The 23,440-nt window shown below is 60.3% G+C and carries 5 protein-coding genes and 3 rRNA genes (1 of these 8 cut by a window edge); 5 read left to right on the plus strand and 3 right to left on the minus strand.

The genetic code is table 11. The annotated features are described in order from the left end of the window. The 3 genes from KSS91_RS01260 to rrf (KSS91_RS01270) form a co-directional block, all read left to right on the plus strand. Positions 1 to 2,825: ribosomal RNA gene (locus KSS91_RS01260) — 23S ribosomal RNA — on the plus strand (it extends 69 nt beyond the left edge of the window). A 166-nt stretch (positions 2,826 to 2,991) separates the two neighbouring features. Beyond that, a 5S ribosomal RNA gene (rrf, locus tag KSS91_RS01265) occupies positions 2,992 to 3,107 on the plus strand. 107 nt (positions 3,108 to 3,214) lie between these two features. Then, a 5S ribosomal RNA gene (gene rrf / locus KSS91_RS01270) occupies positions 3,215 to 3,330 on the plus strand. 124 nt (positions 3,331 to 3,454) lie between these two features. Here rrf (KSS91_RS01270) and KSS91_RS01275 read toward each other — a convergent pair. Next, positions 3,455 to 4,165 (minus strand): GntR family transcriptional regulator, encoded by a 711-nt coding sequence (locus KSS91_RS01275; RefSeq protein WP_126048509.1) that lies wholly within the window; start codon positions 4,163 to 4,165, stop codon positions 3,455 to 3,457. 195 nt (positions 4,166 to 4,360) lie between these two features. On the opposite strand from KSS91_RS01275, the gene lapG reads away from it, so the two are divergent. Then, the gene (lapG, locus tag KSS91_RS01280; RefSeq protein WP_217836813.1) at positions 4,361 to 5,053 is read left to right on the plus strand and encodes a cysteine protease LapG; all 693 of its coding nucleotides are present in this window, start codon (positions 4,361 to 4,363) and stop codon (positions 5,051 to 5,053) included. A gap of 14 nt (positions 5,054 to 5,067) precedes the next feature. Beyond that, positions 5,068 to 7,014, plus strand: coding sequence for a cyclic di-GMP receptor LapD (gene lapD / locus KSS91_RS01285; RefSeq protein WP_217836814.1), 1,947 nt, complete (start codon positions 5,068 to 5,070; stop codon positions 7,012 to 7,014). Positions 7,015 to 7,059: 45 nt separating this feature from the next. On the opposite strand, the gene KSS91_RS01290 is transcribed toward lapD, so the two are convergent. Beyond that, positions 7,060 to 7,398: a hypothetical protein gene (locus tag KSS91_RS01290; protein WP_015092944.1), complete on the minus strand. Its 339-nt coding sequence runs from the start codon at positions 7,396 to 7,398 to the stop codon at positions 7,060 to 7,062. 146 nt (positions 7,399 to 7,544) lie between these two features. Continuing rightward, complete coding sequence (locus tag KSS91_RS01295) at positions 7,545 to 23,426, minus strand: retention module-containing protein (RefSeq protein ID WP_217836815.1); 15,882 nt, start codon at positions 23,424 to 23,426, stop codon at positions 7,545 to 7,547. Between the last annotated feature and the right edge of the window lie 14 nt (positions 23,427 to 23,440).

The following is a 23,440-nucleotide window of genomic DNA, read 5'->3' on the forward strand; positions in this document are numbered from 1 at the left end:
GAAAAGCTTCGGGGAGTCGGCAAACAGACTTTGATCCGGAGATGTCTGAATGGGGGAACCCAGCCATCATAAGATGGTTATCTTGTACTGAATACATAGGTGCAAGAGGCGAACCAGGGGAACTGAAACATCTAAGTACCCTGAGGAAAAGAAATCAACCGAGATTCCCTTAGTAGTGGCGAGCGAACGGGGACTAGCCCTTAAGTGGCTTTGAGATTAGCGGAACGCTCTGGAAAGTGCGGCCATAGTGGGTGATAGCCCTGTACGCGAAAATCTCTTAGTCATGAAATCGAGTAGGACGGAGCACGAGAAACTTTGTCTGAATATGGGGGGACCATCCTCCAAGGCTAAATACTACTGACTGACCGATAGTGAACTAGTACCGTGAGGGAAAGGCGAAAAGAACCCCGGAGAGGGGAGTGAAATAGATCCTGAAACCGTATGCGTACAAGCAGTGGGAGCCTACTTTGTTAGGTGACTGCGTACCTTTTGTATAATGGGTCAGCGACTTATTTTCAGTGGCGAGCTTAACCGAATAGGGGAGGCGTAGCGAAAGCGAGTCTTAATAGGGCGTCTAGTCGCTGGGAATAGACCCGAAACCGGGCGATCTATCCATGGGCAGGTTGAAGGTTAGGTAACACTGACTGGAGGACCGAACCGACTACCGTTGAAAAGTTAGCGGATGACCTGTGGATCGGAGTGAAAGGCTAATCAAGCTCGGAGATAGCTGGTTCTCCTCGAAAGCTATTTAGGTAGCGCCTCATGTATCACTGTAGGGGGTAGAGCACTGTTTCGGCTAGGGGGTCATCCCGACTTACCAAACCGATGCAAACTCCGAATACCTACAAGTGCCGAGCATGGGAGACACACGGCGGGTGCTAACGTCCGTCGTGAAAAGGGAAACAACCCAGACCGTCAGCTAAGGTCCCAAAGTTATGGTTAAGTGGGAAACGATGTGGGAAGGCTTAGACAGCTAGGAGGTTGGCTTAGAAGCAGCCACCCTTTAAAGAAAGCGTAATAGCTCACTAGTCGAGTCGGCCTGCGCGGAAGATGTAACGGGGCTCAAACCATACACCGAAGCTACGGGTATCACCTTCGGGTGATGCGGTAGAGGAGCGTTCTGTAAGCCTGTGAAGGTGAGTTGAGAAGCTTGCTGGAGGTATCAGAAGTGCGAATGCTGACATGAGTAACGACAATGGGTGTGAAAAACACCCACGCCGAAAGACCAAGGTTTCCTGCGCAACGTTAATCGACGCAGGGTTAGTCGGTCCCTAAGGCGAGGCTGAAAAGCGTAGTCGATGGAAAACAGGTTAATATTCCTGTACTTCTGGTTATTGCGATGGAGGGACGGAGAAGGCTAGGCCAGCTTGGCGTTGGTTGTCCAAGTTTAAGGTGGTAGGCTGAGATCTTAGGTAAATCCGGGATCTTAAGGCCGAGAGCTGATGACGAGTTACCCTTTGGGTGACGAAGTGGTTGATGCCATGCTTCCAAGAAAAGCTTCTAAGCTTCAGATAACCAGGAACCGTACCCCAAACCGACACAGGTGGTTGGGTAGAGAATACCAAGGCGCTTGAGAGAACTCGGGTGAAGGAACTAGGCAAAATGGCACCGTAACTTCGGGAGAAGGTGCGCCGGTGAGGGTGAAGGACTTGCTCCGTAAGCCCACGCCGGTCGAAGATACCAGGCCGCTGCGACTGTTTATTAAAAACACAGCACTCTGCAAACACGAAAGTGGACGTATAGGGTGTGACGCCTGCCCGGTGCCGGAAGGTTAATTGATGGGGTTAGCTAACGCGAAGCTCTTGATCGAAGCCCCGGTAAACGGCGGCCGTAACTATAACGGTCCTAAGGTAGCGAAATTCCTTGTCGGGTAAGTTCCGACCTGCACGAATGGCGTAACGATGGCGGCGCTGTCTCCACCCGAGACTCAGTGAAATTGAAATCGCTGTGAAGATGCAGTGTATCCGCGGCTAGACGGAAAGACCCCGTGAACCTTTACTATAGCTTTGCACTGGACTTTGAATTTGCTTGTGTAGGATAGGTGGGAGGCTTTGAAGCGTGGACGCCAGTTCGCGTGGAGCCATCCTTGAAATACCACCCTGGCAACTTTGAGGTTCTAACTCAGGTCCGTTATCCGGATCGAGGACAGTGTATGGTGGGTAGTTTGACTGGGGCGGTCTCCTCCTAAAGAGTAACGGAGGAGTACGAAGGTGCGCTCAGACCGGTCGGAAATCGGTCGTAGAGTATAAAGGCAAAAGCGCGCTTGACTGCGAGACAGACACGTCGAGCAGGTACGAAAGTAGGTCTTAGTGATCCGGTGGTTCTGTATGGAAGGGCCATCGCTCAACGGATAAAAGGTACTCCGGGGATAACAGGCTGATACCGCCCAAGAGTTCATATCGACGGCGGTGTTTGGCACCTCGATGTCGGCTCATCACATCCTGGGGCTGAAGCCGGTCCCAAGGGTATGGCTGTTCGCCATTTAAAGTGGTACGCGAGCTGGGTTTAGAACGTCGTGAGACAGTTCGGTCCCTATCTGCCGTGGACGTTTGAGATTTGAGAGGGGCTGCTCCTAGTACGAGAGGACCGGAGTGGACGAACCTCTGGTGTTCCGGTTGTCACGCCAGTGGCATTGCCGGGTAGCTATGTTCGGAAAAGATAACCGCTGAAAGCATCTAAGCGGGAAACTTGCCTCAAGATGAGATCTCACTGGGACCTTGAGTCCCCTGAAGGGCCGTCGAAGACTACGACGTTGATAGGTTGGGTGTGTAAGCGCTGTGAGGCGTTGAGCTAACCAATACTAATTGCCCGTGAGGCTTGACCATATAACACCCAAGCAATTTGCGTCGGCTCTCTAATCCAGAGCAACCAGATTGCGGTGTGTGAAGACGAAACGAACCGAAAGTTCGAAAGACTCACAAAACACCGAAGCTATCACATACCCAATTTGCTGAAGCGAGGCCAACTGGCCACGACTCAGTACCCGAATTTCTTGACGACCATAGAGCGTTGGAACCACCTGATCCCATCCCGAACTCAGAAGTGAAACGATGCATCGCCGATGGTAGTGTGGGGTTTCCCCATGTGAGAGTAGGTCATCGTCAAGATTAAATTCCGAAACCCCAATTGCGAAAGCAGTTGGGGTTTTGTTTTTAGTAGAAGTCACAAGTTTTCACTGGCACGTTGATGTTCTAACGGGCTGGTCACAGAATTTCTTGACGACCATAGAGCGTTGGAACCACCTGATCCCATCCCGAACTCAGAAGTGAAACGATGCATCGCCGATGGTAGTGTGGGGTTTCCCCATGTGAGAGTAGGTCATCGTCAAGATTGAATTCCAAAACCCCTGTCTGCTGACGCAGACAGGGGTTTTGTCGTTTCAGGGGTATTGAAAAGCCCGTTGTGGAGCCTCTCCACAACGGGCTTTCTCACGTCTTGCACCTGCCGCTGCGGGTTACTTCGGTGTGTTTCTGGCCTGGACTTCAGGGCTGTTGAGGTAGCGCGTAATGACCTCGACCGCTCGGTTCAGGTGATGCTCGAGCAACTTCACGGAGCGTTCCACGTCCCGGTCTTTGGCGGCACGCAACAGTGCCTGGTGGTCGTCCTGGGACAGTTTGCCCAGGCCCATGGCTTCCAGGTTGAAACGCAGGAAGCGCTCTTCCTCATTCAGGCCATCTTCAACCAGTTTCAACAGCCGGCGATTGGGCGCTCGGCTGTAAAGCGCCATGTGGAACAAGCGGTTGAGCCGGCCGATTTCGGTGTAGTCGCTTTGCATTTCGAGTTCGTCGATGTAGCGGGCAGCCTGTTCGAGATCTTCGTCCTGGAGCAATGGAACTGAGAGACGCAGGGCCTCGGATTCCAGCAGGATGCGCAGCGCGTAGGTTTCAACGGCGTCTCCCTGGACCAGAGGCGCGACCACGGCGCCCTTATGGGCCACCACGTTGAGCAACGACTGTGCTTCGAGCTGGCGCAAGGCTTCGCGTACGGGCATCCGGCTGACGCCGAACAGGTCGGCGAGGTCCTGCTGGCGCAGGGCCGCACCGCAAGGGATGCGCCCGTCAAGTATCGCCGCGCGCAGGGTTTCTTCGATCACCGTGCGTGCCAGATGTGCGGGAATCGGCCCGTTGACCTTGATACTGCTGAGAGGGTTGGGCTTTTGTGTCACTAAACGCACCCTGAATAATGAAATTTTTTGGATCCAAATGACACTAGTGACTGCCTGACAGCTTGTCAAACAAGTGAACGAATGCCTTTCCTGCAGTTTAGCGCGCTGCCAGTGATCTCATCGTGCCATTGTCTTTTTCCGGACTAACCTTCACCATTCGAACTACTCTCTCCTGCCTACCCAGGATGCCTCGCATTGGCAGCATGTTTAACGATCCCCCGGATTTTACGCTGGTTGTGCAGCGCATTGCTGCTGGCTGGCGTGATGCTGGGCAGCTTGAGTGCCGATTGGGACTTTTCCCTGATCAGCCGGCGGGCGCAGGCATTGTACGGACCTCTGGGAGAGGGTCAGCAACGCATTAACGATTGGCAATACTTGTTGGCCAGCCAGAAGCAGATCGGCGAGTCGGAACAACTCAACGTGGTCAATCGCTTCTTCAACAAACAACTGCGATACGTTGAAGACATCGATCTGTGGCGTGCAGTCGACTACTGGGAAACCCCGATCGAAGCCCTGTGGAAAGGCGCCGGCGACTGTGAAGACTACGCTATTGCCAAGTACTTCAGCCTGCGTCACCTCGGTGTAGCCAGTGAAAAGCTGCGTATCACCTATGTCAAGGCACTGACCCAGAACCGCGCGCACATGGTGCTGACCTACTACTCGACTCCGGATGCCGAGCCCCTGGTGCTCGACAGCCTGATTGATGTAATCAAGCCGGCCAGCCAACGAAAGGATTTGCTGCCGGTCTACTCTTTCAATGCAGAGGGACTGTGGTTGCCGGGCGCCAAGGGCAACAAAAAGGTCGGCGATACCAAACGCCTGTCGCGCTGGCAGGATGTGTTGAAGAAAATGCAGGCCGAAGGATTCCCGGTCGAGACGACTAACTAGGAGCACGTGCTCAGATGTCTTTGTTCAAACAGCTGTTGATTGCTATCTGTCTGTTCCTGGTGGTCGCCTTCACCGGCAGTTTCATGGTCAGTCTGGAGAGCTCACGCACTCAGTACGTCAACCAGTTGCGCTCCCATGCCCAGGACGCCGCGACCGCGCTGGCGCTTTCCCTGACCCCGAATATCGACGACCCGGCGATGGTCGAGTTGCTGGTCAGCTCGATTTTCGACAGCGGTTACTACGCAAGCATCCGCGTGGTCGATCTGAAGACCGACCAGAACCTGGTTGAGCGCACGGGCATACCGGCGGTCAACAACGTTCCTGACTGGTTCGTCAAACTGATCGGCCTGGAGCCCGCCGGTGGTGATGCGATCGTCAGCCGTGGCTGGGAGCAGGCTGCCCGGGTCGAGGTGGTCAGCCATCCGATGTTCGCGCTGGCCAAGTTGTGGCAAAGCGCCTTGGGCAGCCTGGGTTGGTTGCTGCTATGCGGCGCCGTCAGTGCGGTGCTCGGCGCGCTTTTGCTGCGCCAGCAATTGCGACCGCTGGATTATATGGTCAAGCAATCCCACGCCATCGCCCGAAGGGAGTTCCTCAGCCTGCCGGAACTGCCGCGCACTCCCGAGCTTCGCCGGGTCGTGCAGGCCATGAACCAGATGGTCGAGAAGCTCAAGGCGCTGTTCCAGGAACAGGCCGAGCGTAGTGAAAAGCTGCGGGTCGAGTCCTATCAGGATTCGTTGACCGGGTTGGCCAACCGGCGCTATTTCGAGATGCAACTGAATGCGCGGGTGAGCAACCCGGAGCAGGCCAGCTCTGGTTATCTGCTGCTGTTGCGGGTCAAGGATCTGGCCGGCCTCAACCAGCGTCTTGGGGGGCAGCGCACCGATGAAGTGCTCAAGGCCGTCGGTGAGCAACTGACTCGCGAGTGCGCCAAGTATCCGGAAACCCAGAACCTGGTGACCCGTATCCGTGGCGGCGAATTTGCCGTGCTGGCGCCGGGGCTGGTGCGTGAAGAAGCGCTGCAACTGGCGCAAAATCTCGACAGTGCCCTGGCCAGTCTGCACGCTACCGGCGCCACTGATGTGGCTGCCGTGGCGTCTATCGGCCTGGCGCCTTTTGCTCACGGTGACTCGCCGCAAGCCGTGCTCAGCCTCGGTGATCAGGCGCTGGCACAGGCTGAAGGCCAGGGCGAGCAGAACTGGGCCTGCCTCGAGCACAGCCTCTCGGCCAGTGTCGGCGACGATCACCACGCCTGGCACCAGATGCTTGACCAGGCGCTGACACAGCGGCGCTTCGAACTGTATTTCCAGCCGGTAGTGGCCGCCCAGGACACGCAACTGGTGCTGCATTACAAAGTGTTGTCGCGACTGCTCGACGAACACGGCCAGACCATCCCCGCCGGGCGTTTTTTGCCTTGGCTGGAGCGCTTCGGCTGGACCGCGCGCCTGGATCGGCTGATGCTCGAACGGGTGTTGGCGCAAATGAGCGAACATGAGGAATCGCTGGCGCTGAATCTGTCGTCGGCGACCTTGGGCGACCCGCAGGCGCAAAACAAAATCTTCGAGCTACTGCGTGCGCACTCCAATCTTGGCCCGCGTCTGACCCTGGAGATTGGCGAAGAGCAACTGCCTGATCAGGCAGTGTTGGAGCAGTTGACCCGACGCCTGCGCGAACTCGGCTTCTCACTGAGCCTGCAACGTTTTGGCGGACGCTTCAGCATGATCGGCAACCTGGCGCGGCTGGGGCTGGCGTACCTCAAGATCGATGGCAGCTACATTCGCTCGATTGATCTGGAGAGTGACAAACGCCTATTCATCGAGGCGATCCAGCGAGCGGCGCACAGCATTGATTTGCCGCTGATTGCCGAACGGGTCGAGACTGAAGGCGAGTTGTCGGTGATCCGCGAGATGGGGTTATACGGTGTGCAGGGCCAGTTGTTCGGCGAGCCCAAGCCCTGGCGCTGATTTGATCACTCCCACGCAGGGCGTGGGAGTGATCGGAGGGGGGCGTCAGATCAGCCCGGTCTCTTCATCATCGATCAATTGGCTCAAGCCACCCAAGGCTTCACGGGCCTGGTTCCGGTCCATGAGTTTAGCTTGGGCCGCCGTCGGCAGGTCGGTGACGCGGATCACGCCTTTCTGGGTCAGCACCTGAATCAAGTCATCGAGTACCCGGATCATTTCCAGGTCACTTTGCTTGAGCTGTTTGAGGCTGTTCTCCACCGCCGCATTGGCAAACCAGGCCTGGATTTCATGATTGTCGGCCGGCAGCGTTTCCGTGGCCTCGGCGTAGGCGGCGGGTTCCACGCGTACCAACAGGCCCTGCGCATCGCGTTGCACGTAAAACATTGAGCATCCCTCAGAATTGAACCAGCGTCATGCTGTCAGCAGCATAGGTCAACTGCGCGCCAGTATGTGGCGCAGCGACGAAATCGTCACCGGGCAGTGGACACAAACGTGACGACCGCCCCGGAAGGGGCGGCCGTTTTCATGTATCAGCTGTTGTTGTGATCGATTTTGATGGTCGGGTCGCTACCGGCAATCAGGTTGTGCAGGTTGGCGCTTGACCAGTTGTTGCCCTCCAGCTTGATCGTCACGTCCGGCGTGGCGGCTGCGGCGTTGCCAGAGTTGAACTGACCGGTCGAGCTGACTTGCAGCGACGACACGCCATCGACCGTGGTGATCTTCAGGAAGTTGTCGATGGTGCTGCCGGTTTCGCCCTGCAACAGATCGCGCAGGTCGATCCGGTCGCCTTCGCTGGCCTTGAAGTCCTTGATCACGTCGGTGCCGGTGTCGCCCGCTTTCCAGACGAAGGTGTCACCACCGGAACCACCGATCAGGATGTCGTTGCCCTGTCCGCCCATCAATGTGTCGTTGCCGGTGCCGCCGAGCAGGATGTCATTGCCCTTGCCGCCGTCGAGGTTGTCGTTACCACCCGAGCCGAACAGGATGTCATTGCCCGCTCCACCCAGCAGGGTGTCGTTGCCGTCATGGGTCCCGGACACATCGAACGCGTTGTAATGCTCGGTGATGTACTGGTGCACATTGCTGGTGGTGACTGTGCTGACGTCCACACCGGATTGCTGCGCCACAAAGGCTTGCATGGCCTGGTAACCCTCACCGGCAATGCCGTTGAAACTCACCAGGTCGCCGAACAGGATGTCGTTGCCTTCGCCACCGCTGACGGTGTCGTGACCCGGCATCGTCGCTTCGGTATGGCCGATGATCGAGTTGGCCAGATCCTTCGGATCGATGTTGGTTTGTGGAATTTGATTCGAGTCGTACGGCTTCAGGTCGTTGAGGCTCACTCCGTTGTTGAGGCCAATGGCCTCGACATTCGACAGGTTGCTCAGCAGTGCAAAGCTGCCGGTGGAGTTGCTGGTGGCGTCCCAGTCGGTGCTGCTGCCGTCCCCGTCACGACCCGAGAACTCGTAGGTACCGTCACCCTGGGCATGCAGATAGCCGAAGTCCTTGGATGACCAGCTTGTGCTGCCACTGCCGTTGCCGTTGCCGTTGTTACCGTGGCTGCTCTTGGTCCAGACCGTCACGTATCCCGAGGCGGTAATGTCGATCTGGTGCGTGCTGTCGGGGAACAGGCTGATCGCTGTTCCCAGCTGATAGTTGCTCGTGGTGATCAGGCTATCGAGCGTTGTGCTGCCATACAGGATCGGGTTGGTCGACTCGCCGCTCTGGTAGTAAGTCGGTTTGCCGTCAGTAATGAAATACGTGAGGTTCTTCGCCCCGGTGTTGGCCACGGCGTTTGCGCTCTGGAACCAGTTGGCCGTGGTTTTGAACACGTCCTCGTAGTTGGTACCGCCGCCTGATGACATCGAGTCCAGAATCGCCTTCAACTGAGTCAGCGCATTCGGGTTACTGAGGTTCACCGACACCGACTTGTTGACCTGGGTGTCGAAGTCCACCAGGAAGATGTTCACCGTGCCCGAGTTGCTGCCCAGGCTTTGCTTGAGGGTGTTGAACACCGACGTCAGCGAGTCCTTGGCCGAGTTGATCGACGAGGAGCTCATACTGCCGGAACTGTCGACCATGAAGGCGATGTTGTAGTTCTGACCCGGTACGACCGTCAGCCCACCGATATCCGCCACCATGATGTCATTGCCATCGGTGCCGGTGACATTGTCATTATCTGCGGTGGCAGTGATCGAGTTATAGACCGCTGGATTGATCGTGATCGGAATCTGCGTCGTACTGCTGGCCGAATCACCCTGGCTCTCGGTCGAGACTGCCGTCACTGTCAGCGTGTTGGTGCCGGTGGCGTACGGTGCCGGGGTGTAGCTCAACTTGCTCACATCCCACCCGCTGAGGTTGACGACGCCGTTACCGGTTGTGCCGGTAAAGGTGTGTGTGCCATCGGTCAGGGTTGCACCTGCCGGGATGCCGCCGATCGAGGTAATGGTCTGGGTTTCAGAACCATCAGTGTCCACTGACGTTACCTTCAAGCCCAACGCGATGCTGCTGTTCTCGGCCACCTGAGACGTGGTGGCGGTCACGATCGGAGTATCCGCGACCGCGGTCACACTGATGTCCAGCGTGGTGCTTGAACCGGTATTGGTGGTGTAGGTCACAGTCGGAACCTTGCCACTCCAATTGTCGGCAGGGGTAAAGCTGTAGTCACCGTTGGCACCGAGCGTCAGCCTGCCCACGTTTGCGATGGTGGCAGTCCCCCCCGCGCTGTACTCGATGCCACCAATGGTGAACTTGGTCACGCTCAGGGCGTTGTCCACATCACGGTCGTTGGTCAGTACGTTACCGGTGGAGATCTGGTCCTCAAGGGTGGTTTTGAGGTCCGCAGCCAGCACACTCGGGTCATCGACTGGCGTGACGCTGATATTCAGGGTCGAGGTGACATTGGGTCCCAAACCGTCGGTGACGGTGTAGGTGACGGTTGGCACCGTGCCGTTGTAGTTGGCGACCGGAGTAAAGGTGTAGGCCCCGCTGGCTGCGATCACCAGGGTACCGACATTGGCGATGGTCGCCGTGGTACCGGCCGTGTAAGTGGTCGCACCGATGGTGAAGTTGACCACGCTGACCGGGCCATCGACGCTGCTCGTGCCGGTGAGCACGCTGCCGCTGAGGGCGGTGTCTTCCGGGGTGGAGAGCGTTTCGCTGGCGTCGGTGAAGTTGTCGTTGACCGGCGTAACGCTGATGTTCAGGGTCGAAGTGTCGTCTGTGCCGGAACCGTCGGTGACGGTGTAGGTGACGGTTGGTACCGTGCCGTTGTAGTTGGCGGCCGGGGTGAAGGTGTAAGCACCGTTGGCGCCGATGACCAGAGTACCGACGTTGGCGATAGTCGCGGTCTGGCCGGCGTTGAAAGTACCCGTCACACCGTCGATGCTGAAGTTGACCACGCTGACCGGGCCATCGACGCTCGAAGTGCCGGTGAGGACGCTGCCGGTCAGGGCGGTGTCTTCCGGGGTGGAGAGCGTTTCGTTGGCGTCGGTGAAGCTGTCGTCGACCGGCGTGACGCTGATGTTCAGGGTCGAAGTGTCGTTGGTTCCCGAACCGTCAGTGACGGTGTAGGTGACGGTCGGCACGGTGCCGTTGTAGTTGGCGGTCGGGGTGAAGGTGTAAGCACCGTTGGCGCCGATGACCAGAGTACCGACGTTGGCGATAGTCGCGGTCTGGCCGGCGTTGAAAGTACCCGTCACACCGTCGATGCTGAAGTTGACCACGCTGACCGGGCCGTCGACGCTGCTCGTGCCGGAGAGGACGCTGCCGGTCAAGGCGGTGTCTTCCTGGGTGGAGAGCGTTTCGTTGGCGTCGGTGAAGCTGTCGTCGACCGGCGTTACGCTGATGTTCAGGGTCGAGGTGACGTTGGGTCCCAAACCGTCGGTAACAGTGTAAGTGACCGTTGGCACGGTGCCGTTGTAGTTGGCAGCCGGGGTGAAGGTGTAAGCACCGTTCGCCGCGATCACCAGGGTGCCGACATTGGCGATGGTTGCTGTGCTGCCGGCCGTATAGGTGGTCGAACCAATGGTGAAGTTGACCACGCTGACCGGGCCGTCAACGCTGCTCGTGCCTGTGAGGACGCTGCCGGTGAGGGCGGTGTCTTCCAGGGTCGAGAGCGTTTCGCTGGCGTCGGTGAAGCTGTCGTCGACCGGGGTAACGCTGATGTTCAGGGTCGAGGTGTCGTCTGTGCCGGAACCGTCGGTCACTGTGTAGCTAACCGTTGGCACGGTGCCGTTGTAGTTGGCAGCCGGGGTGAAGGTGTAGGCGCCGTTCGCCGCGATCACCAGGGTGCCGACGTTGGCGATGGTCGCGGTGCTGCCGGCGGCGTAGGTGGTATCACCGATGGTGAAGTTGACCACGCTGACCGGGCCGTCGACGCTCGAGGTGCCAGTGAGGACGCTGCCGGTCAGGGCCGTGTCTTCAGCGGTGGCCACGCTTTCGTTGGCATCGGTGAAGTTGTCGTTGACCGGCGTAACGCTGATGTTCAGGGTCGAGGTGTCGTTGGGTCCCGAACCGTCGGTGACGGTGTAGGTGACGGTCGGCACCGTGCCGTTGTAGTTGGCGTCCGGGGTGAAGGTGTAAGCGCCGTTCGCCGCAATCACCAAGGTGCCGACATTGGCGATGGTCGCAGTCTGGCCGGCGTTGAAAGTGCCCATCACACCGTCGATGGTGAAGTTGACCACGCTGACCGGGCCGTCGACGCTGCTCGTGCCAGTGAGGACGCTGCCGGTGAGGGCGGTGTCTTCCAGGGTCGAGAGCGTTTCGCTGGCGTCGGTGAAGTTGTCGTTGACCGGCGTAACGCTGATGTTCAGGGTCGAAGTGTCGTCTGTGCCGGAACCGTCGGTGACGGTGTAGGTGACGGTTGGTACGCTGCCGTTGTAGTTGGCGGCCGGGGTGAAGGTGTAGGCACCGTTCGCTGCAATGACCAAGGTACCGACGTTGGCGATGGTCGCCGTGCTGCCGGCGGCGTAGGTGGTCTCACCGATGGTGAAATTGACCACGCTGACCGGGCCGTCGACACTGCTCGTGCCAGTGAGGACGCTGCCGCTGATGGCGGTGTCTTCAGCGGTGGCCACGCTTTCGTTGGCATCGGTGAAGTTGTCGTTGACCGGGGTGACGTTGATATTCAGGGTCGAAGTGTCGTTGGTTCCCGAACCGTCAGTGACGGTGTAGGTAACGGTCGGCACCGTGCCGTTGTAGTTGGCGGCCGGGGTGAAGGTGTAGGCGCCGTTGGCACCGATCACCAGAGTACCGACGTTGACGATGGTCGCGGTGCTGCCGGCGGCGTAGGTGGTATCACCGATGGTGAAGTTGACCACGCTGACCGGGCCGTCGACGCTGCTCGTGCCGGAGAGGACGCTGCCGGTCAAGGCGGTGTCTTCCAGGGTGGAGAGCGTTTCGCTGGCGTCGGTGAAGCTGTCGTCGACCGGCGTGACACTGATGTTCAGGGTCGAGGTGTCGTTAGGTCCCGAACCGTCGGTGACGGTGTAAGTGACGGTCGGCACGGTGCCGTTGTAGTTGGCGGTCGGGGTGAAGGTGTAGGCGCCGTTCGCTGCAATGACCAAGGTACCGACGTTGGCGATGGTCGCCGTACTGCCGGCGGCGTAGGTGGTATCACCGATGGTGAAGTTGACCACGCTGACCGGGCCGTCAACGCTGCTCGTGCCTGTGAGGACGCTGCCGGTGAGGGTGGTGTCTTCCAGGGTCGAGACCGTTTCGCTGACGTCGGTGAAGTTGTCGTTGACCGGCGTAACGCTGATGTTCAGGGTCGAGGTGTCGTTAGGTCCCGAACCGTCGGTGACGGTGTAGGTGACAGTCGGCACGGTGCCGTTGTAGTTGGCAGCCGGGGTGAAGGTGTAAGCCCCATTGGCACTGATCACCAGGGTACCGACGTTGGCGATGGTCGCCGTGCTGCCGGCGGCGTAGGTGGTATCACCGATGGTGAAATTGACCACGCTGACCGGGCCATCGGCGCTGCTCGTGCCACTGAGGACGCTGCCGCTGAGGGCGGTATCTTCCAGGGTGGAGGGCGTTTCGTTGGCGTCGGTGAAGTTGTCGTTGACCGGCGTAACGCTGATGTTCAGCGTACTGCTCGAGCCAGTATTGGTGGTGTATGTCACCTGTGGAACGTTGCCATTCCAGTCGGCAGCCGGCTTGAAGGTGTAGTCGCCGTTGCTGGTAATGATCAGCGTACCGACACCCGTAATGGTCGCGGTCTGGCCCGCCGTGAAACTGCCGTTGACCCCGTTCACGCTGAAGCTTGCGACGCTCAGGACATTATCGACATCGTGGTCGTTGGTCAGCACGTTGCCGATCGCGTTGTGATCCTCTTCGACGGTGATCTGGTCCGACTGCAGCACGCTGGCGTCATCGACGGCAGCCACGTGCACCACCAGTGGCAGCGAGGTGCTCGCGCTTGGGGCATCGCCGTCTTTGGCGGTGGCCGTTACGGTCAGGGGGATGTTGCCATTGAAGTTCGTCGGCGGTGTCAGCTTGAGCGTGGACAGGTTCCAACCCGTAATGTCCACCGAGGTCGAGCCGTTGGCAGCATTGAAGGTGTGGGTGCCATCGGTGAGGCTGGAGCCCGCTGGCAAGCCGCTCAGTGTGAGGGCGAGAGTTTCCGAACCGTCGGCGTCATTGGTGTGGGCCTGGATGGTGGACAACAGGATCGCGTTGTCTTCAAGGCCTGAGTTGAGCACCTGAGTGACATTGATGTTGTCCAGCAGGCCGCCCAGGCTGTTGCTGTCCCCGGCACGGAACTCGAGTTTCTGGTTGCCATCGGCAGTGACCGGAATGTCGAAGCTGTAGTGCTGCATGCCCGTGGTCGAAGTGTTCAGGGTGCCAATGAGTTGACCGCCCCAGTACACGTTGATGAGCGAATTATCTACGCCGGCACGCGGTGCATAGTCGAACGATACGTTGTACGTGGTACCGGCCTTCGCATCGATAGTGGTGTAGAGGTTGCTCGCATCACCGGTATTACGCTCGAGTTCGATCACCTGGTTACCGCCGCCGGCACCGTAGACGCTGGCTTTGCCGATTTCGACCATGCCCCCGCGGTTGTCAGTGTGCCAGGCGCCGTTGCCGAGCTTGCTGACATCGACGTCGATACTCACAGCGACTTCCTGGAAGTCGGTCGAGGCAACAACACCGCCACCGGTCAGCGACAGACTCGGGGTATCGGTGACTGGCGCGACGACGATGGTACCGGTCGCCGAAGCAGCAGAAGGCATGCCCCCGTTGTCGGTCGCGTTGTAGGTGAAGCTGGTGGTGCCGCTCCAGTCGCCAGTGGGTTTGAAGTAAACCGTTGCGCCATTGGCCGTTGCTGAGATCACGCTGCTGGTGGTCAGCTCGATGGTCCCGGCGGAGTCTGCGTAAAACTTGCCATTGGCCGGCAGGCTGGTCAGGGTGAAGTGATTGACGCTGCCGTCAATGTCATTGCCGCCGAGCTGCACGGCGATCAAATGATCTTCATCACCTCTGGCCGAGGTGGAGTTAACCGTCGGAGCGTCGTTGACCGGGTTGACCGTGATGTCCAGCGTGCTGGTGGAGTTGGTGTTGGTGGTGTAGCCGATCTGTGGAACTGTTCCGTTCCAGTTCGCGGCAGGGGTGAAACTGTAATCGCCGTTGGTGGCGATAGTCACAGTACCGACGCCGGAGATAGTCGCGATTTGACCCGCGGTAAAGGAGCCGGGGACGCCTTGTATGGTGAATGTCGCGACAGTTAGAGCGTTGTCGACATCAATGTCATTGCCAATCACGTTGCCCGTTGCAGCGTGGTCTTCATCGACGGTCTTGGTATCTGCAATCAGGACGCTCGGGTCATCGACCGGGGTGACGTCGATGGTCAGGGTCGAGGTGACATTGCTGCCGGAACCGTCGGTGACGGTGTAGCTGACGGTTGGCACCGTGCCGTTGTAGTTGGCGTCCGGGGTGAAGGTGTAAGCGCCGTTGGCGCTGATCACCAGGGTGCCGACGTTGGCAATGGTCGCCGTCTGGCCGGCGGTGAACGTGCCAGGGACACCGTCGACGGAGAAGTTGAGCACGCTGACCGGGCCGTCGACGCTCGAGGTGCCCGTCAACACACTGCCGCTGATGGCGGTGTCTTCCTGGGTGGAGACCGTTTCGCTGAGGTCGGTGAAGCTGTCGTCGACCGGGGTGACGTCGATGGTCAGGGTCGAGGTGACATTGCTGCCGGAGCCGTCGGTGACGGTGTAGCTCACCGTTGGCACGCTGCCGTTGTAGTTGGCATCCGGGGTGAAGGTGTAGGCGCCGTTGGCTGCAATGACCAGGGTGCCGACGTTGGCGATGGTCGCGGTCTGGCCGGCGGTGAACGTGCCAGGAACACCGTCGACGGAGAAGTTGAGCACGCTGACCGGGCCGTCGACGCTCGAGGTACCGGTGAGGACGCTGCCGGTCACCGGGGCATCTTCAGTGGTGGTCACGTTTTCACTGAGGTCGGTGAAGCTGTCATCGACCGGGGTGACGTCGATGTTCAGGGTCGAGGTGACATTGCTACCGGAGCCGTCGGTGACGGTGTAGCTCACCGTTGGCACCGCGCCGTTGTAGTTGGCGTCCGGGGTAAAGGTGTAGGCGCCGTTGGCGCCGATCACCAGGGTGCCGACGTTGGCAATGGTCGCCGTCTGGCCGGCGGTGAAGGTGCCAGGAACGCCGTCGATGGTGAAGTTCACCACGCTGACCGGACCGTCGACGCTCGAGGTGCCGGTGAGGACGCTGCCGGTCACCGGGGCATCTTCAGTGGTGGTCACGTTTTCACTGAGGTCGGTGAAGCTGTCATCGACCGGGGTGACGTCGATGGTCAGGGTCGAAGTGACGTCCGTACCGGAACCGTCGGTGACGGTGTAGCTCACCGTTGGCACGCTGCCGTTGTAGTTGGCGTCCGGGGTGAAGGTGTAGGCCCCGTTGGCGCCGATCACCAGGGTACCGACGTTGGCGATGGTCGCCGTCTGGCCGGCGGTGAAGGTGCCAGGGACACCGTCGATGGTGAAATTCACCACGCTGACCGGGCCGTCGACGCTGCTCGTGCCAGTGAGGACGCTGCCGGTCACGGCCGTGTCTTCAGCAGTGGTCACGCTTTCGCTGATATCGGTGAAGCTGTCGTCGACCGGGGTGACGTCGATGTTCAGGGTCGAAGTAACGTCCGTACCGGAGCCGTCGGTGACGGTGTAGCTCACCGTTGGCACCGCGCCGTTGTAGTTGGCGTCCGGGGTAAAGGTGTAGGCGCCGTTAGCTGCAATGACCAGGGTACCGACGTTGGCAATGGTCGCCGTCTGGCCGGCGGTGAAGGTGCCAGGAACGCCGTCGATGGTGAAGTTCACCACGCTGACCGGACCGTCGACGCTGTTCGTTCCGGTGAGGACGCTGCCAGTGACAGCTGTATCTTCAGCGGTGGTCACGCTTTCGCTGATATCGGTGAAGCTGTCGTCGACCGGGGTGACGTCGATGGTCAGGGTCGAAGTAACGTCCGTGCCGGAACCGTCGGTGACGGTGTAGCTTACCGTCGGCACGCTGCCGTTGTAGTTGGCGTCCGGGGTGAAGGTGTAGGCGCCGTTGGCTGCAATGACCAGGGTGCCGACGTTGGCAATGGTCGCGGTCTGGCCGGCGGTGAAGATGCCAGGAACGCCGTCGATGGTGAAATTCACCACGCTGACCGGGCCATCGACGCTCGAGGTGCCCGTCAACACACTGCCGGTGACGGTGGTGTCTTCAGCGGTGGTCACACTTTCGCTGAGGTCGGTGAAGCTGTCGTCAACCGGCGTCACGTCGATGTTCAGGGTCGAGGTGACATTGCTGCCGGAGCCGTCGGTAACGGTGTAGCTCACGGTCGGCACCGTGCCGTTGTAATTCTCGGCGGGCGTGAAGGTATAAGCGCCATTGGTCCCGATCACCAGGGTGCCGACATTGGTGATGGTCGCGGTCTGGCCCGCTGTGAAGGTGCCAGGAACTCCGTCGATGGTGAAATTCACCACGCTGACCGGGCCGTCGACGCTCGAGGTGCCGGTGAGGACGCTGCCGGTCACGGCCGTGTCTTCAGCAGTGGTCACGCTTTCGCTGATATCGGTGAAGCTGTCGTCGACCGGGGTGACGTCGATGTTCAGGGTCGAAGTAACGTCCGTACCGGAACCGTCGGTGACGGTGTAGCTCACCGTTGGCACCGCGCCGTTGTAGTTGGTGTCCGGGGTGAAGGTGTAGGCACCGTTGGTCCCGATCACCAGGGTACCGACGTTGGCGATGGTCGCCGTCTGACCGGCGGTGAAGATGCCAGGAACACCGTCGATGGTGAAGTTCACCACGCTGACCGGACCGTCGGCGCTGTTCGTTCCGGTGAGGACGCTGCCAGTGACAGCTGTATCTTCAGCAGTGGTCACGTTTTCGCTGAGGTCGGTGAAGCTGTCGTCGACCGGGGTGACGTCGATGTTCAGGGTCGAAGTAACGTCCGTACCGGAACCGTCGGTGACGGTGTAGCTCACCGTTGGCACCGCGCCGTTGTAGTTGGTGTCCGGGGTGAAGGTGTAGGCACCGTTGGTCCCGATCACCAGGGTACCGACGTTGGCGATGGTCGCCGTCTGGCCGGCGGTGAAGGTGCCAGGAACGCCGTCGATGGTGAAGTTCACCACGCTGACCGGACCGTCGACGCTGTTCGTTCCGGTGAGGACGCTGCCAGTGACAGCTGTATCTTCAGCAGTGGTCACGTTTTCGCTGAGGTCGGTGAAGCTGTCGTCGACCGGGGTGACGTCGATGGTCAGGGTCGAGGTGACATTGCTGCCGGAGCCGTCGGTGACGGTGTAGCTCACCGTTGGCACGCTGCCGTTGTAGTTGGCATCCGGGGTGAAGGTGTAGGCGCCGTTGGCTGCAATGACCAGGGTGCCGACGTTGGCGATGGTCGCCGTCTGGCCGGCGGTGAACGTGCCAGGGACACCGTCGACGGAGAAGTTCACCACGCTGACCGGACCGTCGACGCTGTTCGTTCCGGTGAGGACGCTGCCAGTGACAGCTGTATCTTCAGCAGTGGTCACGTTTTCGCTGAGGTCGGTGAAGCTGTCGTCGACCGGGGTGACGTCGATGGTCAGGGTCGAGGTGACATTGCTGCCGGAGCCGTCGGTGACGGTGTAGCTCACCGTTGGCACGCTGCCGTTGTAGTTGGCATCCGGGGTGAAGTTGTAAGCGCCGTTGGCGCCGATCACCAGGGTGCCGACGTTGGCAATGGTCGCCGTCTGGCCGGCGGTGAACGTGCCAGGAACACCGTCAATGGTGAAGTTGAGCACGCTGACCGGGCCGTCGACGCTCGAGGTGCCCGTCAACACACTGCCGCTGATGGCGGTGTCTTCCTGGGTGGAGACCGTTTCGCTGAGGTCAGTGAAGCTGTCATCGACCGGGGTGACGTTGATGGTCAGGTTCGAAGTGACATTGCTGCCGGAACCGTCGGTGACGGTGTAGCTCACCGTCGGCACGCTGCCGTTGTAATTCTCGGCAGGCGTGAAGGTGTAGGCGCCGTTGGTCCCGATCACCAGGGTCCCGACGTTGGCGATGGTCGCCGTCTGGCCGGCGGTGAACGTGCCAGGGACACCGTCGATGGTGAAATTCACCACGCTGACCGGGCCGTCGACGCTCGAGGTGCCCGTCAACACACTGCCGCTGATGGCGGTGTCTTCCTGGGTGGAGACCGTTTCGCTGAGGTCAGTGAAGCTGTCATCGACCGGGGTGACGTTGATGGTCAGGTTCGAAGTGACATTGCTGCCGGAACCGTCGGTGACGGTGTAGCTCACCGTCGGCACGCTGCCGTTGTAATTCTCGGCAGGCGTGAAGGTGTAGGCGCCGTTGGTCCCGATCACCAGGGTCCCGACGTTGGCAATGGTCGCGGTCTGGCCGGCGGTGAAGATGCCAGGAACGCCGTCGATGGTGAAGTTCACCACGCTGACCGGGCCATCGACGCTCGAGGTGCCCGTCAACACACTGCCGGTGACGGTGGTGTCTTCAGCGGTGGTCACACTTTCGCTGAGGTCGGTGAAGCTGTCGTCGACCGGGGTGACGTCGATGTTCAGGGTCGAAGTAACGTCCGTACCGGAACCGTCGGTGACGGTGTAGCTCACCGTTGGCACCGCGCCGTTGTAGTTGGTGTCCGGGGTGAAGGTGTAGGCACCGTTGGTCCCGATCACCAGGGTACCGACGTTGGCGATGGTCGCCGTCTGACCGGCGGTGAAGATGCCAGGAACACCGTCGATGGTGAAGTTCACCACGCTGACCGGACCGTCGGCGCTGTTCGTTCCGGTGAGGACGCTGCCAGTGACAGCTGTATCTTCAGCAGTGGTCACGTTTTCGCTGAGGTCGGTGAAGCTGTCGTCGACCGGGGTGACGTCGATGTTCAGGGTCGAAGTAACGTCCGTACCGGAACCGTCGGTGACGGTGTAGCTCACCGTTGGCACCGCGCCGTTGTAGTTGGTGTCCGGGGTGAAGGTGTAGGCACCGTTGGTCCCGATCACCAGGGTACCGACGTTGGCGATGGTCGCCGTCTGGCCGGCGGTGAAGGTGCCAGGAACGCCGTCGATGGTGAAGTTCACCACGCTGACCGGACCGTCGACGCTGTTCGTTCCGGTGAGGACGCTGCCAGTGACAGCTGTATCTTCAGCAGTGGTCACGTTTTCGCTGAGGTCGGTGAAGCTGTCGTCGACCGGGGTGACGTCGATGGTCAGGGTCGAGGTGACATTGCTGCCGGAGCCGTCGGTGACGGTGTAGCTCACCGTTGGCACGCTGCCGTTGTAGTTGGCATCCGGGGTGAAGGTGTAGGCGCCGTTGGCTGCAATGACCAGGGTGCCGACGTTGGCGATGGTCGCCGTCTGGCCGGCGGTGAACGTGCCAGGGACACCGTCGACGGAGAAGTTCACCACGCTGACCGGACCGTCGACGCTGTTCGTTCCGGTGAGGACGCTGCCAGTGACAGCTGTATCTTCAGCAGTGGTCACGTTTTCGCTGAGGTCGGTGAAGCTGTCGTCGACCGGGGTGACGTCGATGGTCAGGGTCGAGGTGACATTGCTGCCGGAGCCGTCGGTGACGGTGTAGCTCACCGTTGGCACGCTGCCGTTGTAGTTGGCATCCGGGGTGAAGTTGTAAGCGCCGTTGGCGCCGATCACCAGGGTGCCGACGTTGGCAATGGTCGCCGTCTGGCCGGCGGTGAACGTGCCAGGAACACCGTCAATGGTGAAGTTGAGCACGCTGACCGGGCCGTCGACGCTCGAGGTGCCCGTCAACACACTGCCGCTGATGGCGGTGTCTTCCTGGGTGGAGACCGTTTCGCTGAGGTCAGTGAAGCTGTCATCGACCGGGGTGACGTTGATGGTCAGGTTCGAAGTGACATTGCTGCCGGAACCGTCGGTGACGGTGTAGCTCACCGTCGGCACGCTGCCGTTGTAATTCTCGGCAGGCGTGAAGGTGTAGGCGCCGTTGGTCCCGATCACCAGGGTCCCGACGTTGGCGATGGTCGCCGTCTGGCCGGCGGTGAACGTGCCAGGGACACCGTCGATGGTGAAATTCACCACGCTGACCGGGCCGTCGACGCTCGAGGTGCCCGTCAACACACTGCCGCTGATGGCGGTGTCTTCCTGGGTGGAGACCGTTTCGCTGAGGTCAGTGAAGCTGTCATCGACCGGGGTGACGTTGATGGTCAGGTTCGAAGTGACATTGCTGCCGGAACCGTCGGTGACGGTGTAGCTCACCGTCGGCACGCTGCCGTTGTAATTCTCGGCAGGCGTGAAGGTGTAGGCGCCGTTGGTCCCGATCACCAGGGTCCCGACGTTGGCGATGGTCGCCGTCTGGCCGGCGGTGAACGTGCCAGGGACACCGTCGATGGTGAAATTCACCACGCTGACCGGGCCGTCGACGCTCGAGGTGCCGGTGAGGACGCTGCCGGTCACGGCCGTGTCTTCAGCAGTGGTCACGCTTTCGCTGATATCGGTGAAGCTGTCGTCGACCGGGGTGACGTCGATGGTCAAGGTCGAAGTAACGTCCGTACCGGAACCGTCGGTGACGGTGTAGCTCACCGTCGGCACGCTGCCGTTGTAGTTGGCATCCGGGGTGAAGGTGTAGGCCCCGTTGGCGCCGATCACCAGGGTCCCGACATTAGCGATGGTCGCGGTCTGGCCGGCGGTGAACGTGCCAGGGACACCGTCGATGGTGAAATTCACCACGCTGACCGGGCCGTCGACGCTGCTCGTGCCAGTGAGGACGCTGCCGGTCACCGGGGCATCTTCAGCGGTGGTCACGCTCTCGCTGAGGTCGGTGAAGCTGTCGTCGACCGGGGTGACGTCGATGGTCAGGGTCGAGGTGACATTGCTACCGGAGCCGTCGGTGACGGTGTAGCTCACCGTTGGCACCGCGCCGTTGTAGTTGGCGTCCGGGATGAAGGTGTAGGCACCGTTGGTCCCGATCACCAGGGTACCGACGTTGGCGATGGTCGCCGTCTGACCGGCGGTGAACGTGCCAGGGACACCGTCGATGGTGAAATTAACCACGCTGACTGGGCCGTCGACGCTTGAGGTACCGGTGAGGACGCTGCCGCTAATAGCGGTGTCTTCCTGGGTGGAGACCGTTTCGCTAATGTCGGTAAAGCTGTCATCGACCGGGGTGACGTCGATGTTCAGGGTTGAAGTGACGTCCGTTCCGGAGCCGTCGGTGACGGTGTAGCTGACGGTGGGCACCGCGCCGTTGTAGTTTTCGGCTGGCGTGAAGGTGTAAGCGCCATTGGCCCCGATCACCAGAGTGCCGACATTGGCGATGGTCGCGGTCTGGCCGGCGGTGAACGTGCCAGGAACGCCGTCGATGGTGAAATTAACCACGCTGACTGGACCGTCGACGCTGCTCGTGCCAGTGAGGACGCTGCCGGTCACGGCCGTGTCTTCCTGGGTGGAGACCGTTTCGCTGATGTCGGTGAAGCTGTCGTCGACCGGGGTGACGTCGATGGTCAGGGTCGAAGTAACGTCGGTGCCGGAACCGTCGGTGACGGTGTAGCTCACCGTCGGCACGCTGCCGTTGTAGTTGGCATCCGGGGTAAAGGTGTAGGCGCCGTTAGCGCCGATCACCAGGGTCCCGACGTTGGCAATGGTCGCCGTCTGACCGGCGGTGAACGTGCCAGGGACACCGTCGATGGTGAAATTAACCACGCTGACCGGGCCGTCGACGCTCGAGGTACCCGTCAACACAGTGCCGCTGACGGCGGTGTCTTCAGCGGTGGTCACGCTTTCGCTGGCATCGATAAAGCTGTCATCAGCCGGCGTAACACCGATGTTCAGCGTCGAAGTGGAGCCGTCGGTGACGGTGTAGCTCACGGTCGGCACCGTGCCGTTGTAATGCTCGGCTGGCGTGAAGGTGTAGGCGCCGTCGGCTCCGATCACCAGGGTGCCAACGTTGGCGATGGTCGCCGTCTGGCCGGCTGTGAAGGTGCCAGGAACACCGTCGATGGTGAAGGTGGCCACGCTCAGGGCGTTATCGATGTCGCTGTCGTTGCTCAGCACGTTGCCGGTCGCAGCGGTGTCTTCAGCAATGGTTTGGGTGTCGGCAGTCAAAACGCTCGGGTCGTCGACCGCTGTCACGGTGAGATCCAGAGTGCTGCTCGAGCCGGTGTTGGTGGTGTACGTGACTTGCGGTACAGCGCCGTTGTAGTTGGCGTCCGGGGTAAAGGTGTAGTTGCCATTGGCGCCGATGGTCAACGTACCGACGCCGACGATGGTCGCTGTCTGGCCTGCGGTGAAACTGCCGGTCACGCCGGCGATGGTGAAGCTGGTGACGCTGAGCGGTGTCTCGGCATCGCTATCGTTGTTCAGTACATTGCCCGTCGCGACGCTGTCTTCGGCCAGAGTGCCCGTATCCGCGGTCAGTACACTTGCAGCGTTGATGGGCGTGATGTTCGTGATGTTCTGGTTGCCAGTATCGAGGGTCGTGGGGGTGGCAGTGGACTCAGGACCGTCGGTAGGGAAGCCGATGGTCGGGTCGACACGGCCAGCCGTGGCGTCGAGCATCACGACGCTGTGACCGCCACCGGCGGCACCGCCAGAACCTGCTGCAGTCGGGCCGGCAGCGGTGGCTTCAAGGTCTTTGGTCGGGTCGGCACCGGCGGCAATGGCTTGTTGCAGCTCTTCTACCGAAGGCGCGGCTTGCGCAGTGGCGGCTGCCAGGTCAGCACTGGAATCGGGAGCGTCAGCGCTCCACTGGGTGTCGCGGCCCAGGTCGAGAGTGCGGCCGTCGGCCAGTTCCAGGGACACGGCACCGGAAAGGCCAGTGTCGATCTGGTCCCCGGCGAACAGTTTGTCGCCTTCAACGAGAACGCGGCGGATGCCCTCTGGGGACACCACGAATACTTGACCGACAATGCTTTTGACGATGGCAACAACACTGCTCATTGAAGACTCTCCGG

The organism is Pseudomonas azerbaijanorientalis (genome assembly GCF_019139795.1).
In the GTDB taxonomy this organism is placed as follows: domain Bacteria; phylum Pseudomonadota; class Gammaproteobacteria; order Pseudomonadales; family Pseudomonadaceae; genus Aquipseudomonas; species Aquipseudomonas laurylsulfatiphila.

What these genes read in the sequence shown, in the direction of transcription:
- KSS91_RS01290 (WP_015092944.1), bottom strand. Translation starts at nt 7,398, where the DNA reads ATGTTTTACGTGCAACGCGATGCGCAGGGCCTGTTGGTACGCGTGGAA.
- KSS91_RS01295 (WP_217836815.1), bottom strand. Translation starts at nt 23,426, where the DNA reads ATGAGCAGTGTTGTTGCCATCGTCAAAAGCATTGTCGGTCAAGTATTC.
- lapD (WP_217836814.1), top strand. Translation starts at nt 5,068, where the DNA reads ATGTCTTTGTTCAAACAGCTGTTGATTGCTATCTGTCTGTTCCTGGTG.